Annotated in this window: 14 protein-coding genes; 2 read left to right on the forward strand and 12 right to left on the reverse strand. The window is 44.5% G+C overall.

What is annotated here, in order from left to right; all coding sequences use genetic code 11:
• Positions 1 to 1,362: 1,362 nt before the first annotated feature.
• Positions 1,363 to 2,346, forward strand: a complete 984-nt coding sequence (locus tag C9I89_RS02870) for an integron integrase (protein WP_107281858.1) — start codon at positions 1,363 to 1,365, stop codon at positions 2,344 to 2,346.
• A 306-nt stretch (positions 2,347 to 2,652) separates the two neighbouring features.
• Here the strand turns inward: C9I89_RS02870 and C9I89_RS02875 are convergent, their stop codons facing one another.
• The 10 genes from C9I89_RS02875 to C9I89_RS02920 all read right to left on the reverse strand — a co-directional run bounded on the left by C9I89_RS02875 (position 2,653) and on the right by C9I89_RS02920 (position 9,696).
• Positions 2,653 to 2,916 carry a DUF3622 domain-containing protein gene (locus tag C9I89_RS02875; RefSeq protein ID WP_107281859.1) on the reverse strand — a complete coding sequence of 88 codons (264 nt, stop codon included), beginning with the start codon at positions 2,914 to 2,916 and terminating at the stop codon, positions 2,653 to 2,655.
• A 182-nt stretch (positions 2,917 to 3,098) separates the two neighbouring features.
• Complete coding sequence (locus C9I89_RS02880; protein ID WP_211315211.1) at positions 3,099 to 3,941, reverse strand: metal ABC transporter substrate-binding protein; 843 nt, start codon at positions 3,939 to 3,941, stop codon at positions 3,099 to 3,101.
• A gap of 63 nt (positions 3,942 to 4,004) precedes the next feature.
• Positions 4,005 to 4,880: a metal ABC transporter permease gene (locus C9I89_RS02885; RefSeq protein WP_107281860.1), complete on the reverse strand. Its 876-nt coding sequence runs from the start codon at positions 4,878 to 4,880 to the stop codon at positions 4,005 to 4,007.
• A complete protein-coding gene (locus tag C9I89_RS02890) occupies positions 4,880 to 5,620 on the reverse strand; it encodes a metal ABC transporter ATP-binding protein (RefSeq protein WP_107281861.1) in 741 nt (246 codons plus the stop codon). Before C9I89_RS02890 ends, C9I89_RS02885 begins: the two co-directional genes overlap by 1 nt.
• Before the next feature lie 2 nt (positions 5,621 to 5,622).
• Positions 5,623 to 6,492, reverse strand: a complete 870-nt coding sequence (locus C9I89_RS02895; RefSeq protein ID WP_245905405.1) for a metal ABC transporter solute-binding protein, Zn/Mn family — start codon at positions 6,490 to 6,492, stop codon at positions 5,623 to 5,625.
• Positions 6,493 to 6,643: 151 nt separating this feature from the next.
• Positions 6,644 to 7,225: a DUF6162 family protein gene (locus C9I89_RS02900; RefSeq protein ID WP_107281862.1), complete on the reverse strand. Its 582-nt coding sequence runs from the start codon at positions 7,223 to 7,225 to the stop codon at positions 6,644 to 6,646.
• Positions 7,222 to 7,539 carry a hypothetical protein gene (locus C9I89_RS02905; RefSeq protein WP_107281863.1) on the reverse strand — a complete coding sequence of 106 codons (318 nt, stop codon included), beginning with the start codon at positions 7,537 to 7,539 and terminating at the stop codon, positions 7,222 to 7,224. The genes C9I89_RS02900 and C9I89_RS02905 overlap by 4 nt, the downstream gene beginning before the upstream one ends.
• 86 nt (positions 7,540 to 7,625) lie before the next feature.
• Positions 7,626 to 8,462 (reverse strand): DUF4198 domain-containing protein, encoded by an 837-nt coding sequence (locus C9I89_RS02910; protein WP_107281864.1) that lies wholly within the window; start codon positions 8,460 to 8,462, stop codon positions 7,626 to 7,628.
• Positions 8,463 to 8,479: 17 nt separating this feature from the next.
• Positions 8,480 to 8,995, reverse strand: coding sequence for a DUF2271 domain-containing protein (locus C9I89_RS02915; protein ID WP_107281865.1), 516 nt, complete (start codon positions 8,993 to 8,995; stop codon positions 8,480 to 8,482).
• Between the two features lie 35 nt (positions 8,996 to 9,030).
• On the reverse strand, positions 9,031 to 9,696 hold the full coding sequence (locus C9I89_RS02920; RefSeq protein WP_107281866.1) for a PepSY-associated TM helix domain-containing protein: 666 nt from the start codon (positions 9,694 to 9,696) through the stop codon (positions 9,031 to 9,033).
• 399 nt (positions 9,697 to 10,095) lie between these two features.
• Between C9I89_RS02920 and C9I89_RS02930 the strand changes: the two genes are divergently transcribed.
• A complete protein-coding gene (locus tag C9I89_RS02930; protein WP_107281868.1) occupies positions 10,096 to 11,700 on the forward strand; it encodes an ABC-F family ATPase in 1,605 nt (534 codons plus the stop codon).
• A 309-nt stretch (positions 11,701 to 12,009) separates the two neighbouring features.
• Here C9I89_RS02930 and C9I89_RS02935 read toward each other — a convergent pair whose 3' ends face one another.
• Together C9I89_RS02935 and C9I89_RS02940 are read right to left on the reverse strand one after the other, a co-directional pair.
• The gene (locus C9I89_RS02935) at positions 12,010 to 12,201 is read right to left on the reverse strand and encodes a hypothetical protein (RefSeq protein ID WP_107281869.1); all 192 of its coding nucleotides are present in this window, start codon (positions 12,199 to 12,201) and stop codon (positions 12,010 to 12,012) included.
• A gap of 313 nt (positions 12,202 to 12,514) precedes the next feature.
• Positions 12,515 to 13,681: a tetratricopeptide repeat protein gene (locus C9I89_RS02940; protein ID WP_107281870.1), complete on the reverse strand. Its 1,167-nt coding sequence runs from the start codon at positions 13,679 to 13,681 to the stop codon at positions 12,515 to 12,517.
• Between the last annotated feature and the right edge of the window lies 1 nt (position 13,682).

Raw genomic sequence — 13,682 nt, forward strand, 5'->3', positions numbered from 1 at the left:
TAACGCCTGGGATAAGGTGCGCCACGATGAACCCACCAAGCCCACTGAACTCCATACCAAAAATGCCGAGTGTAACGCGTCACCTTGATACCTTTGTTATGGCGCACTCAAGGCAACAACATCAATCGCCACGCACGCTACCGCTTAAGTATGTCCGGCACATGAACGAATATGATAACCATTTTGGTAAATAGTTAAAGTAAATGCCATTTAACTTGCTGAATTACATCGTAAATAAGAGGTTATTTGAACTTGAATCGCTCTTTTATCAAAGCGATAAATGATGTTACAGGTATACAGCTCAATAACCGCAAACTATGAAATTAATTGGTAAGGTCAAAAAAAACATGGCAATGACGCTAATTGGAACATTGACTCAGAAACTAGCATACTCGGAACGCAAATCGAGCGTGCTGCGGACAAAACCAATCAATATCCCAGTTCGTTATACAGAGAAGCGTTCAGGTATATCGCCTGAAAAGACCGACTTCATAGCGGCTAAGCACGACCCGAGGCAGTAAAGCGATCACCACGTTTTCTGTGCACCTAGCGCCATAACGCCTAGGATAAGGTGCGCCACGATGAACTCACCAAATCCACTGAATTTCATACCAAAAATGCCGAGTAAAATGCGTCACCTTGATACTTTTGTTATGCAACTCCATCCATTTGTGCTGCTTTTGCTTGGCCGAAAATCTGTCCGCGCATGATGTCTTTTGAATGGAACAGCAACAAATCCTGACTTGAAGATCCCGTGAGACAATCCACGCCTTTAAGCCAGCAGGACTTTTTTACATTCCTGATGCCAAACCAGATTGGCTGCCCTGCGCTGAAGTTGCAAGCCAAAGGGATCGCTGCTTTCTGAAACCGCGGAACACAAAGGGTATTAAACGAAAGCCTGACGGTTCATACACAAAGACAGCAACTGAACTTCCAACCAGCTTATCCTCGATGCCAAACGACAGCCTTTTGATGAACGAATGGCCTGAGAAATTTTGGTATTGAACGATGAAGCTACAACACAAAACAATACATTGCTCTAGGTGCATAACATTTTATTCAACGAAACCAGTTCGTATAACTCGTTCGTATATTTCCTTCATGGTCTACTTTTCGGTGATCACCTTTTAACCCTTTAAGAAACATCAAATTAATTCAATAACCTAGATAATCAGCTCTCATATATACGCCTTAGGTTCGTATATCACACAATCGACTTACCTATTTATGTAACTGATACAACGTTATTTTTCACGCTAATGTGAAGCACATGTAAAAATCAGCGAATCAAATTAACAATGTATTGTGGATCGTGTATTTGTTGTTTAGCCTCAATAAAAAACTGGATGGATAAACAGTAATATGAACGATATTCCACCGCTTATTTCTGAGATTAACAGCAAATTTATTTCCGAGCTAACGTCATTTATACGAGTCCGTGGCCTCTCCTATTCGACAGAAAAAACCTACATCCATTGGATTAAGCGCTTCATTCACTACAGCGGCTATCAGTCGCGTCAAGATATTACATCAACGGATATAAGCCGCTTCCTTGAACATTTAGTCATCAGTAAGAATGTCTCTCCCAACACACAAAAAACAGCACTAAATGCATTAGTTTTTTTATGTCGTGAACTCTTGAAACAGAACACTGAAAAACTGACGTTTAAACGAGCAAAAAAAGGTCCGAAGATCCCTGAAGTCTTCAGTCACCAAGAAGCAGTCAAAATCATTGAGCTTGTACCATCACCTTTCAAGCTTGCAGTTCAACTGATGTACGGAAGCGGATTAAGAATCAACGAAACATTACGACTTCGAATAACTGATATTGATCTTCATACCAGTTCAATAACTATCAGGAATGGTAAAGGTAACCGTGATAGAAAAACGCTTCTTCCCCGCTCTCTTCACGCACCACTTCGACAACAATTCAAAGCAGTTAACATACTCCATGATCAAGATTTAAGTAATGGTTTTGGCGATGTCTATATGCCTTATGCATTAGCAAAGAAATATCCTACTCAAGCAAAAGGCTATGGTTGGCAATACCTTTTCCCTGCCTCACGATTAAGTATCGATCCTCGTTCAGAAAAAACGATGCGCCATCACCTCACTGATAGAGCGGTACAAAAACAAGTTATGAAAGCCATTAAAAATGCAAATATTCTAAAAAGAGCCGGCTGCCATACATTCCGGCATTCTTTTGCTACCAGGCTGTTAGAAAACGGAACCGACCTGAGAAATATTCAGGAATTGCTCGGTCATGCTGATATCAAAACCACTCAAATCTATACCCATGTTGCCGGATTGCACCATAGTGGCGTAATCAGTCCATTAGACAAATAAAGGCAATAATTGACACGCTACCGCCAAAGATAGCTAAATCCCAGCGGGGCAACTAAATGCGATGCATCATAGTGCCAACTCAATTGCTCAGAATTATAGTGAAATTTATTTGTGAGTCATAGCAAAAATCACGTAAAAACAAACTGCTATCAGGAAAGTGGATTTACGCAGTGGAGTGGAAGGGTCTTACTGGCTGCGGTTGATTCAGGATGAGATCGGTAGCTTTTCCAAATAGGCAAGGTACAGACAAAAAAACCTTAGGCTGATCCAGCCTAAGGTTTCTAGCAATAATAACGAATAGTTGGTTTAGAGCGATGTTACTTCTTCTGAATCAACAACTTCATCTACCGCTTTGCGCTGTAGCGACTTACGCTTATTGCGCTCTACTTGGCTTTGTACAAATTCAGCCAACGCCTTCTCTGCCCATTCAGTTGCTTCTGCTTCGGTAGCAAAGTCGGCTTGGCGCTTAGAGATAGTGGTTCGTCTTGCTGACACTTGTCGAATAATTTCCGCCGCCCAGCCAGTTCTTTTTTCTACTACGCGGTAATCAAATTTTTTGCCGTTTGCCATTTCTTTTCCTAAAGATAATTCAAGGTATAGCATTTATTAACCAAATTGAGCTGTTATCGCTCTGAATAACGCTGTCCCTTTGTAAGGTCGACATTAAAACATATTTAGCCTGCTTTGTTGAGCTATTCATGTGAAGCAAGCCCTCCCGCCAGCAGTCAGGTACTGTTGACAGTCATTCGGCATTACAATTTCAGAAGCCAACGGTTAAGCGGTTTATCTTTATTGATCCCTTCTCGCCCCCACCGATCAACACTATCAACAACTAGAACGCGCCTTGGATCAGGTACCATTAATTTCAGCAGTGCGCTCATTTTTTTCGAGGTCAGCAACCACAGCGAGTCATCGCCATGGAGCAATTCAGATAAAGCCTGCTTGTCTTCTGCCGTCCATTCAAGCTCTGGATGGGTAAACCGCTCGACAACAAACAATTGATTACCTGATGCGAAATCTTCCAGCTCTTCAGAGAGTAGTACAACCGAATCTATCTCGGCGTCAATTAACACTTTCTGTTGCTGATTGATTAACTGACGTACAGCAATCATCAGTTGCTGTTGATTCTGCTCAATTGTTATAGCCTGTTCAGGCCAAACTTGTTGCAAGTCTTGACTCACAATTGCAATCATTCGAGTCAGGTTCGTCGGGTTCAGCCATGCATAAAGCGAGGTCGAACCATCTTCAAGGCGTAAAGCAGCAACGCCTTGAGCACGTGGCGAAATTGCCTGGGATGCATCAATTTCGATAATACGAACATTGCCCTGTCTGGCATGAGTGAACAGCGGATCCTGTGGCCACACTGCAGCTAAAGTAATGGCCACTGTCGCATCTTTAGCCGCTTGTGCCGTTAGCTCTGCCCCTTTGGTGCTAAACCAGTTGGGTAATCGCGACACGCCAAAACGCTTCGGCGGCAAATATTGGGTGGTAATTTCAGTGCCTTTGGTTAGCTCTGTGGCTAACATATAAGTCACTGGTGTAGCGGTTAAAATATCTTCTGCTTTTACTACCGCAGAAGTCATCGCAGAGCTCATGGTGACTATTGCAAAAACTGTTTTTAATAGTCGTTCGTTAATACGGGTCTTAAACACGTCAGGTTATCCTTTTCGGATTATGCGGTAACACGTTGCTGTCAGGAAGAAGCACGCTGAAACAATGATGATTGCGGCGCCTGATGGCACGGGCAGCTTCATTTCCATCGGCAAGATGGTGCCGATCAGGCAACTGATCGTGGCAAGAAATGCCGACATAATGACAAAACTGCCCATGTTTTTCGTTAACAAACGAGCAGTCGCCCCTGGGATCAGCAATAACGCTCCCACTAGCACTGCACCAACAATTTTCACTGACGCAATGGTGACCAGCGTAATCATCATCACAAACAGGTAGTCGTAAAAATTGGTCGCATAGCCGCGCACACGGGCAATATCAGGACTGATACACGTCAGTAAAATACGGTTAAACATAGGCACTAAAACAAGGACGATCAATGCACAGCTGACAGCCAGTATTAACAAGTCGTAATCGGTTATCGTCAGGATCGAGCCGAACAACACATTTTCCAGCATGTGGATATTTATCTTACGTGCCACGTACATTAATAGCGCCGCGCCCACTGCCAATGCTAGCGCCAAAAATACGCCAACCAGCGTGTCGTAAGGAACGCTTGTGCGATTTCGGACAAAGTGCAGAAGTAAGGCAAAGATCATACAAAAACTGAATAAGCCGATGATCGGGTTATCGGGCGGCTCACCCAGCAAAACACCCAGCGCGATACCGGTTAATGCTGCGTGCCCTACCGCTTCTGAAAAAAATGCCAGTCGCTTAGCGATAACCAACGTCCCCAATCCGCCCAGTAACGGGCCCAGTATCAATGCCGCCACGACAGCATTTACCATGAAGGAATATGAAAAACTTTCACTCAACCAACCCGCATCAACGCCCGCTTGCGCCCAAAAACGAATTAAATCCATTACGCGACCTTCTTCATCGTTTTATTTACTGAAACAGACGCAGCACTATAGTGGTTAAACAGGCGCTCGATTTTTTCAGGAGCAAGCACCTCAGAGACCGCGCCACTATCAATCAAATGACGGTTAACAACATGCACTTCTGCCTGTAAACGGCGAACGGCCGTCACATCGTGGTGAACCGCCAATATTGTTCTGTTTTCCTGAACCAGTTCATAGATTAACGATTCAATATACCGAACACCTTGTTCGTCCATCCCCGTCGTGGGCTCATCCAGAACCAGAAAGTCCGGGGAATCAAGCAACGCCTGCGCAAACAACACTCGCTGTTGTTCACCACCGGATAATTGACCCATTCGGCGGTCGGCACGGTTAGCCATGCCAATCCGGTCTAACTGAGCTAAGGCATGATCTTGTTCTCTTTTACGTTTACGCCAGAACAACGGATGACGGCTCTGGTTAAGTAAAATAAAATCCATCACAGTAAACGGCAGGCTGGATTCAAAGGTCGCTTTTTGTGGCACATAACCAATCGTCCCTTTCTCTTCAGGCCATTGGATTTCAATGTCACCAGAGAATGGCGTCAAACCTAGAATCGAACGTAATAGCGATGTTTTGCCACCACCGTTCGGCCCCATCACAACATGGCATTTACCGGCTGATAGTTCATGATTAATATCTTGCAGAATAACGTTGCCACCATATTTCAGGCCGACATTTTGTAAACGGATACCAGGGCCCACACTCAACGTCCTCCCTTCATTGCCGCAAATTTCATGGCTGCAACCAGAGTCGCCAAATTTTCTTTCATCTCGGTCTCGACCTTGTCCACTGCATACGATCCATGGGTCATATGCGAGAACCGGTATAACCGTATACCCGTCGCTTGTTCTATGGTTTCAACATAACGATTCGGCATGTTTAGCTCATAAAAAAGCACGTCGATACCGGCATTCCTGATCTTCTCTATCGTGCCCTGCAGCTGGCTGGCACTCGGTTCAACACCATGGGCGGGTTCGATGACTGCGGCAACATCCACTCCGAATTCTTGCAAAATATAACCGTATGCATTGTGGGTAGTCGCAACGGTCATGCCTGCAGTATTCAAGTCACCTAAGGTCAGCATGGCTTCGCGCTTCATTTTGCGAAACTTGGTCGCATAGGCACGGGCATTTTTACGGTATTCCCGCGCATTCTCAGGGTCAATTTTGGCCAGTTCACTGGCTATGGTGTACACCTTCTGAATGGTGGTCGACAACCCAACGAAGGTATGAGGGTTAACCGCGCCATCACCGACTGATTGCCCCATTGCCGGCAACAGCGGCACATCTTTATTGGCTTCTAGCACGATAAGATCGGCGCGGTTCGCGGCTTTGATGACCTTCAGCGCAAAATCGTCATGACCAATGCCATTAATGACAATAATGTCCATTTTTCCCAGACGACGCAGATCATTAGGCTGAGGTAAGTAGTTATGGGAATTAAAACCTTCGTCCACTAACGGCAACACCTCAGCCTTGTCACCGACAACCGCTTTTACATAGCTGTAATAAGGCTGCAGGGTAATACCAATAGTTAATTTCTCATTAGCCTGTGCCTGCACGGCAGCAAGCATAAAGATAGCGACCGATGCCGTTTTGATAAGGATTGTAATCATGGTCTGTTTTTTAAATAACGTTATGCTTAATAAAAACTGTTCTAATAGTAATTTCATGATGAATACCATGTGTTGAAAATCTGAATCATTAATACAAACGGCTGTTTTGCTAAAACACTTCGCTATCAGCAAACACAACTTGCTTCCAACCTGCCTCTATTAATACCCGTGATTGAAATGGAACCTTTTCAGTTACAACGTCACCTGCAATGGCAGGCTGGAGCTTCTTATCCAGGAATAACCAGATCTCAGGTTCCTGTTGCATCGAATTCAATACAACAGCGGCCGAACCGCTCTCTAACTGAGGTACTCCCTGATAAATCGCTGGCGCTATCTTTAACCAGAGATGCTTACCTTTTCGTTCCCAGCTTTTATCCTGAATAAAAGGAGCTAACCAAAGCGCTTCAAGCTCAGCAATATCAGCCCAACGCTCAGTGCCCGCTAATTCGATACTGTCCTGGCGTAAATTACGGATTTCTTCATGGGCCAGTCGAAGTTCGGCAATCATTGCTAACTCATCAGCAGCCAAGTATTTGATAAAAACCTGATGCGTACTCAGCGATTGCTGTTTGGCTATTTGCTGATGATACGGCAGTAAAATCGCGGCTATAGCCAGAATGAGGCAAATAGAAAGTGCGACCCATTTCCCTTCTCGGCCACCATCATCGGTATGAATTGTTTGGCTGTTCATTTTTCTGAAATCTCAACCACATCGACCTCAACCGGACTTTCATGGCCGGCATCAAACACTAAATAAAAATCAGCCTTCGGTTTGGTAAACTCGCCAATTGAACGCTTATCGGTAGTCTCTTTGGCAATCAGATTATCATCGTAGTCATACATGTTAATGTCATAATCTACCGCTGCACTCCCGTCACTGTAGCCAGCTTCGCAAATCACTTTATCGGCGTCGAACCAGCAGCTCATCAAGGGGAAATGCGCACTTGCCGTGCCAGAAAAAAGTGCAGTAAGAGACAATAAAGCAAGGCTGGTGCTCTTTTTCATGAAAACCTCAACAGCTTAATAAGAAATAAATTTATAGCCTGCTGAAACAGGTTAGTTCAGTCGTTAGCTAGGTTAGCTAGCCGTTGTTACTGAAGTAACGCTTCAAAGGTAAAATGAACATTGACGCTTGCGATATCTGCCAATGGGTTGTTGGGTAACTCGCCTTTATAGTTCGCTTTCATCAGCCAGCGACCTGCCGTATCGAGTATAAAGGTCACCATGCCATTCTCGTCACTCACGACATCAATCTGCTGCTGGTGATTGCGGTAAAGCGTACCCTCACGAGTGATCTCGGCAGTCACGCCCTGCTGAGGTTGACCGTTATAGTAAAACTGAAAGCTGACTTCATCGTCTTCGACAATATCGGATGGATGCGTAACCGGCAGCAGCTCGAGATATTTACCCTCAATTTCCATGGCTTTTCCGGTTGGTTTCCCCACAGTGACATAGCTTTCTGCACGGGTGAAACCGAGCTGAGTTACAACATCACGAGACTTTTCAGGAAGTAGTACTTCACGCTCGGCCTTGCTGGCTTTCATCCACTTAACAGTGTCGCGTCGGCCAGCCTTATATTGCGTGTAATAACTCGGCACATTGTTGATTTCTACTTTGTGCGTACCCTCTTCTTCAAAGTAGAAATCGAAGATAGAGCGACGCTTACCGCGGATCACAAAATTTGGCCGTTCTTTGCGACCGTCGGGCATCACAACCGCTGCTGATTCACTGCCTGCAGGTTTATCAAACACAAATGTACCGTGTGACGCCGTCACGTCAAAAGTTAACCAATCGCCGCCTTCTTTCGATACCGTGAAGTGGGAAGGAAGTACCCAGCGTGGATGTGCATTTGCCGTAGCCGTTACTGCCAGACCCGCAACTACCGCACAAGCCATGGTCAGTGCTTTCACTTTGCTTTCTTTAGTCATTGTAATTACTCGATTTCCTATTTGATTTTATAGCTAATCGTGATAACGCCAGTTTCTTCTGTCGGCGCAACCTTATGCGTAAATGCGGTATCACTTAGGTGCATTTTTTGCCGTAAGTAATTTCGGCCACCATGCTCACGGACCACTTCAGCGTAGAAGGTATAATCGCCCTGCTCTACCCGGTTACCGTTGTCGTCTAATCCGTCCCAGATAAAACGATATTCACCCGCAGGCCGTGTTGCGGACGTCACGGCGTCAACCAACTCGCGGTCATAGCGGCCGACTTTTCGCCACCAGCTACGCAAATCTTTAAGCCACTCATCTTTTCCGACCCACAACTCAATAGTGCGTACCGATTTCCGGTTGCCATTTTCTACCCAGACCGCAACATAAGGGCGGGCATACATGGTGGTTTCAATTTTTGGCAACTCAAATTCCACCTCTATATGTGCGCTTGCAGGAATTGCGGTAGCCTGAGCAAAAAGAGGCAAAGCCAATGCGGCAACCAAAAGGCTATTGGTGATAAGTGTCATGGAAAATCCTTTGGGAACAAATGCGCCGTATACTTTTAAGGAACAGCAACAAAGAAGATTAATAAGCTGATAAGAGAGCCGAATACCGTCCACTTAAGCGAGGTGTTAAATGTCTTTTTCTTTGGTACTAGCAGACACACTCCGGTCAGAACAAAAAACACCATCAGCAAGGCCGTAATATCGATAAACCATTTCCATACCTCACCGCTATTTCGCCCTTTGTGTAAATCATTCAGTATCGCCACTGCACCATAATGTGTTTTCTCGATGACCGCTTCTGCACTTGCCATATCAATAAATACCGCAACGTTATAGCCCGGGCCTTTGTAGTCCATCGTGATCTCGCCTTCGAGCAATTCATCGTCTTCAACTTCCGTGAATACCTGCAGTGCCGAAGGCTGGCCTGATAACCGCGCGTATTGCGTCAGGTGTTTAACCAGGGCGCTTTCATTCGGTACATATTTACCACCGTCTGAACTCAGCAGTTCAACCGGTAATGACAAGGTTAATTGTGAAATATCAGGCTGGCTTTTTACGAACAGAGCCGGGCGATTTAACGTGATTCCGGTAATCGCAAAAAACAGCACAACAAGCAGCAATGCCATTGAAATATAGATATGCAGGCGGCGAGCCCAAGTCTGAACAGCCTTGCTTTTCAACAGCGTCTTATTGTTTACCAGTGCCTTGTGCTTAGAAGCCATGAGGATAACAGCCCGAATTGAATGTGTTTTTCCTGAATGGCATCAATGTAGTTGATAATGGTTATCATTGGCATTTAATTTACATTGTTTACGTTAAGATACAGATCAAAACACCAATTCATTTTGCTCCGCCATTTAGACGATTGATGTCTCAACTTCCTTAACCATGGATACTCTTGATGCGTCAATTTCAGCTACCCACATAAAATTCATGAATTTAAATGAGAATTCTCTTGTTCTTTCCTCAAACCCAACCACCTTCTGTGACTTACCTCCCACATCTGTTATTTGTTTAATAAATCTGTATAATTCGCCACCTATTAATTCGTGCTTTAATTTCTGTAGATTTGGCATCTCTGACTAAGCGCTTAGTCAATCTTCATACCTAGGAATACTTCTTTGATATCAACCGCAAACATCACCATGCAATTCGGTGCCGAACCTTTATTTGAAAACATTTCTGCTAAGTTTGGTAACGGTAACCGTTACGGCTTAATCGGAGCCAATGGATGTGGTAAATCAACGTTCATGAAGATTCTTAGCGGTGCATTAGCTCCAAGCTCTGGCAATGTATCTATCACCCCTGGATTAAAACTTGGCGTGCTAAGTCAAGACCAATTTGCTTTCGAGCAATACAACGTTATCGACGTAGTGATCATGGGTGACCGCAAGCTATGGGAAATCAAAAAAGAACGTGACCGTATTTACTCACTACCAGAAATGAGCGAAGAAGACGGCATGGCAGTGGCCGAACTTGAAAGTGAGTTCGCAGAAATGGATGGCTACACCGCAGAAAGCCGCGCTGGCGATATTTTGCTGCAAGCTGGTATTGAAGAAGAGTTCCATTTCGGTTTAATGCAACACGTTGCTCCGGGCTGGAAACTTCGTGTGCTATTAGCTCAAGCACTTTTCGCCAACCCTGATATCTTGTTGTTAGATGAACCAACCAACAACTTGGATATTCATACGATTAACTGGCTTGCTGAAGAATTGAACCAGCGTAAGTGCACGATGATCATCATTTCGCACGACCGCCACTTCTTGAATTCAGTCTGTACTCACATGGCAGACATCGATTACGGCGAGCTTCGTATCTACCCAGGTAACTACGAATACTTCCTTGAAGCTTCAGGCCTCATTCGTGAGCAATTATTGGCTGGCAATGCTAAAAAAGCGGCTGAAATTAGCGAACTTCAAGATTTCGTAAATCGATTTGGTGCAAACGCTTCTAAAGCTAAGCAAGCAAGTTCTCGCGCGAAAAAGATGGATAAGATCAAGCTAGACGAAGTTAAATCGACTAGCCGTATTAGCCCATCGATTGATTTTGGTGAAGGCAAGAAGCTGCATCGCCAAGCACTTGAGCTACAAGATTTGGGGCATGCCTTTGAAGATGAATTACTTTTTGAAAACGGTAACTTACTTCTGGAAGCAGGTACTCGTTTAGCCGTGATTGGCGAAAATGGTGTCGGTAAAACGACATTGCTACGCTGCCTAGTCAACGAGTTAGAGCAAAAACAAGGCGTTGTTAAATGGTCTGAAAATGCTTCTATCGGCTATTGCCCACAAGACAGCACAGCCGATTTCGACAACGATTTAAGTATCTTCGATTGGATCTCACAATGGCGCACAACGAAGCACGATGATTTGATGGTTCGTGGTATTTTAGGTCGCTTACTATTTACCGCTGATGATGCAAACAAAAAAGCGAAAAATTGTTCTGGTGGTGAAAAGAACCGCTTACTGTTTGGTAAGTTGATGATGCAAGACATCAATGTTCTCGTTATGGATGAACCAACGAACCACATGGACATGGAAGCGATTGAAGCGCTTAATAACGCACTTAAAAGTTATCAAGGTACGCTTATTTTTGTGAGCCATGACCGCGAGTTTGTATCATCTCTTGCAACTTCTATTATTGATGTGAAAGACAAGAAGCTCGTTAACTTCCAAGGTACTTATGATGAGTATCTGTCGCATCAACAAAAAATGTTAAACGTCGCATAAGCATTACGGTCTAGAAATACACATATATCAACCAGAATAAGTCAGAACAATGGTACCGGCCGCTACATATTTATCCAGGATGTGAAATCACTGTATCGACCGGATCCAGTCGTATCCACTTACTGGCATTTTTGGACCCAAGCGTAGCTTCAAATCACTCGATCTGATTGGTGTTGCGCAGTTCCTTAATACTACTCACCTCGATATCGTCCATCCCGAGCTGAAAAAAGCGGCTTGAACGGTTGAAACAGGTAGGAAGCAGGGAGATATAGTACCGATCTCCCTACCGTATTCTAAAAAACAGTTAAATTACAACAAGCCCTCAACACGAGCCTGATGCAAGACGATAGGATCAACCGCGGCATAAGCCGCATCCCACAATGCTCCGATATACATCCTTTCTTTTCCTTTTGCTTGACGTTCAAGTTGATCAAGCTTGCGCAACTCTTCCAAGGTTAACGGCTGTGTAAATAATGCCTTAGCCTTTTCAAGATTTTCCATGTGCCTATCTCCAACAATACCAAATTAAGAAGCGGGCTGTGCTTAACCAGGCAGCTGGTCAATTTGGTATCACGATGTCGATATCACCCGTTACATTTACCACAATAACATTATGACTATCAATTCATCCGGCTGACATTTCCCTCAGGTATACCATTTTCTAAGTCAATGCTGATATTGATCAAATTTATAGGTATTATCACCAGAAGCCCGCCAAATATGCACCTAAACACCCAATCAACAAAAAGAGCGATGGACCAAATTGTCCATCGCTCTTTTTGTTTTGAAGCGAAGTAACGCAGTATTTATAGGGTCACTTCTGCATATGACGAACCTGCTCCAAGTATTTGATCCAGCTTTTTGACGCAGCAGAGGGCGCAATATTATTTGCAAGCTTGGCGTGGATAATCGCTTTTTCAAATTCTTCCAGCTTGTAATAGGCCCGCACCTTCGCAAGCTCTATCACTGCTTTCTTGTCTTTACGTTTTACCTTATCCAGCTCGGCAAGTGCTTTATGATAGTGACCTTCCTGAAGCAGTAATTGGGCCAGCGGCCAGCGGTGTTTACTGTCTAACTTTGCCGCTAACATCCAGACAGAGATGGCTTTATCCCACTCTTTTGCCATCTGCCAATACATTGCTTGTTCAGACAGTAAACCGGGATTGTGCTGGCTAGCATCTAACTCATCAAACAAGATTGCAGCACGCTCGGGAATACCAGCTTGTGCATAGAGCTGAGCAAGAGTTTTCAGATCTTGCTGACTTAATGTGACCCCCTGATGCCTCGCCAGGGCCAGAGTCTCTAACGCATCGGATGAGCGCCCGATACGTAATTGAATGCCCGCCAGTTGCTGCCACCAGACTGTTTTATTCGGCTCTAACACGATAAGACAATTAAGGGTTGAAATGGATGCTTTCCATTGTTTCAGCTGAAGCTGCGCACCCAACCGAATGGTCAGAGGCTGGGTCTCATCTTTCTTTTGATACGACTTATAACGGTTTAACGCCGAGAGTACCTGTTGCCACTCTTCTAGCTGATAATGGCTTTGCGCAATGCGCAACCATAATTCATCGGCTTTCTGAGACTCCGGGATCTGCTTTGATAGCGCGTAGTAATGCGGTAAGGCGGCTTTAAACTGCTGATTCGATAATAGAATGTCAGCTAACATACGTTGCGTAACCCATGCTTGCTCGTCATTTAACAAACCACTTTTAACGGCATAAGACAGATTATCAATGGCTTTATCGGTATTGCCCTTCTGCCAATAGAAGATGCCGAGCATACGCTTTACAAACGCTTTGTCATAAGCACGAGAAGGATCTAAATCAGCAAGCAACGCAATGGCGTCATTCAATTTTTCATCTTGCTGCAAATTATGCGCACGCTGAACTTTGCCGGCAGTAAACTGAGAGAGTTCTTCAGCATTGGTGCTCACAGGTACACACAGCATCAAGGCAAGAGCAATAACAACTTTCTTCATC

It is taken from the genome of Photobacterium lipolyticum (assembly GCF_003026475.1).
GTDB lineage: Bacteria > Pseudomonadota > Gammaproteobacteria > Enterobacterales > Vibrionaceae > Photobacterium > Photobacterium lipolyticum.

Coding starts and splice junctions, on each gene's coding strand:
- C9I89_RS02880 (WP_211315211.1), bottom strand. CDS start 3,941: ATGAGCTCTGCGATGACTTCTGCGGTAGTAAAAGCAGAAGATATTTTA.
- C9I89_RS02885 (WP_107281860.1), bottom strand. CDS start 4,880: ATGGATTTAATTCGTTTTTGGGCGCAAGCGGGCGTTGATGCGGGTTGG.
- C9I89_RS02895 (WP_245905405.1), bottom strand. CDS start 6,492: ATGCTTGCTGCCGTGCAGGCACAGGCTAATGAGAAATTAACTATTGGT.
- C9I89_RS02900 (WP_107281862.1), bottom strand. CDS start 7,225: ATGAACAGCCAAACAATTCATACCGATGATGGTGGCCGAGAAGGGAAA.
- C9I89_RS02915 (WP_107281865.1), bottom strand. CDS start 8,995: ATGACACTTATCACCAATAGCCTTTTGGTTGCCGCATTGGCTTTGCCT.
- C9I89_RS02940 (WP_107281870.1), bottom strand. CDS start 13,681: ATGAAGAAAGTTGTTATTGCTCTTGCCTTGATGCTGTGTGTACCTGTG.
- C9I89_RS02910 (WP_107281864.1), bottom strand. CDS start 8,462: ATGACTAAAGAAAGCAAAGTGAAAGCACTGACCATGGCTTGTGCGGTA.
- C9I89_RS02920 (WP_107281866.1), bottom strand. CDS start 9,696: ATGGCTTCTAAGCACAAGGCACTGGTAAACAATAAGACGCTGTTGAAA.
- C9I89_RS02870 (WP_107281858.1), top strand. CDS start 1,363: ATGAACGATATTCCACCGCTTATTTCTGAGATTAACAGCAAATTTATT.
- C9I89_RS02875 (WP_107281859.1), bottom strand. CDS start 2,916: ATGGCAAACGGCAAAAAATTTGATTACCGCGTAGTAGAAAAAAGAACT.
- C9I89_RS02935 (WP_107281869.1), bottom strand. CDS start 12,201: ATGGAAAATCTTGAAAAGGCTAAGGCATTATTTACACAGCCGTTAACC.
- C9I89_RS02905 (WP_107281863.1), bottom strand. CDS start 7,539: ATGAAAAAGAGCACCAGCCTTGCTTTATTGTCTCTTACTGCACTTTTT.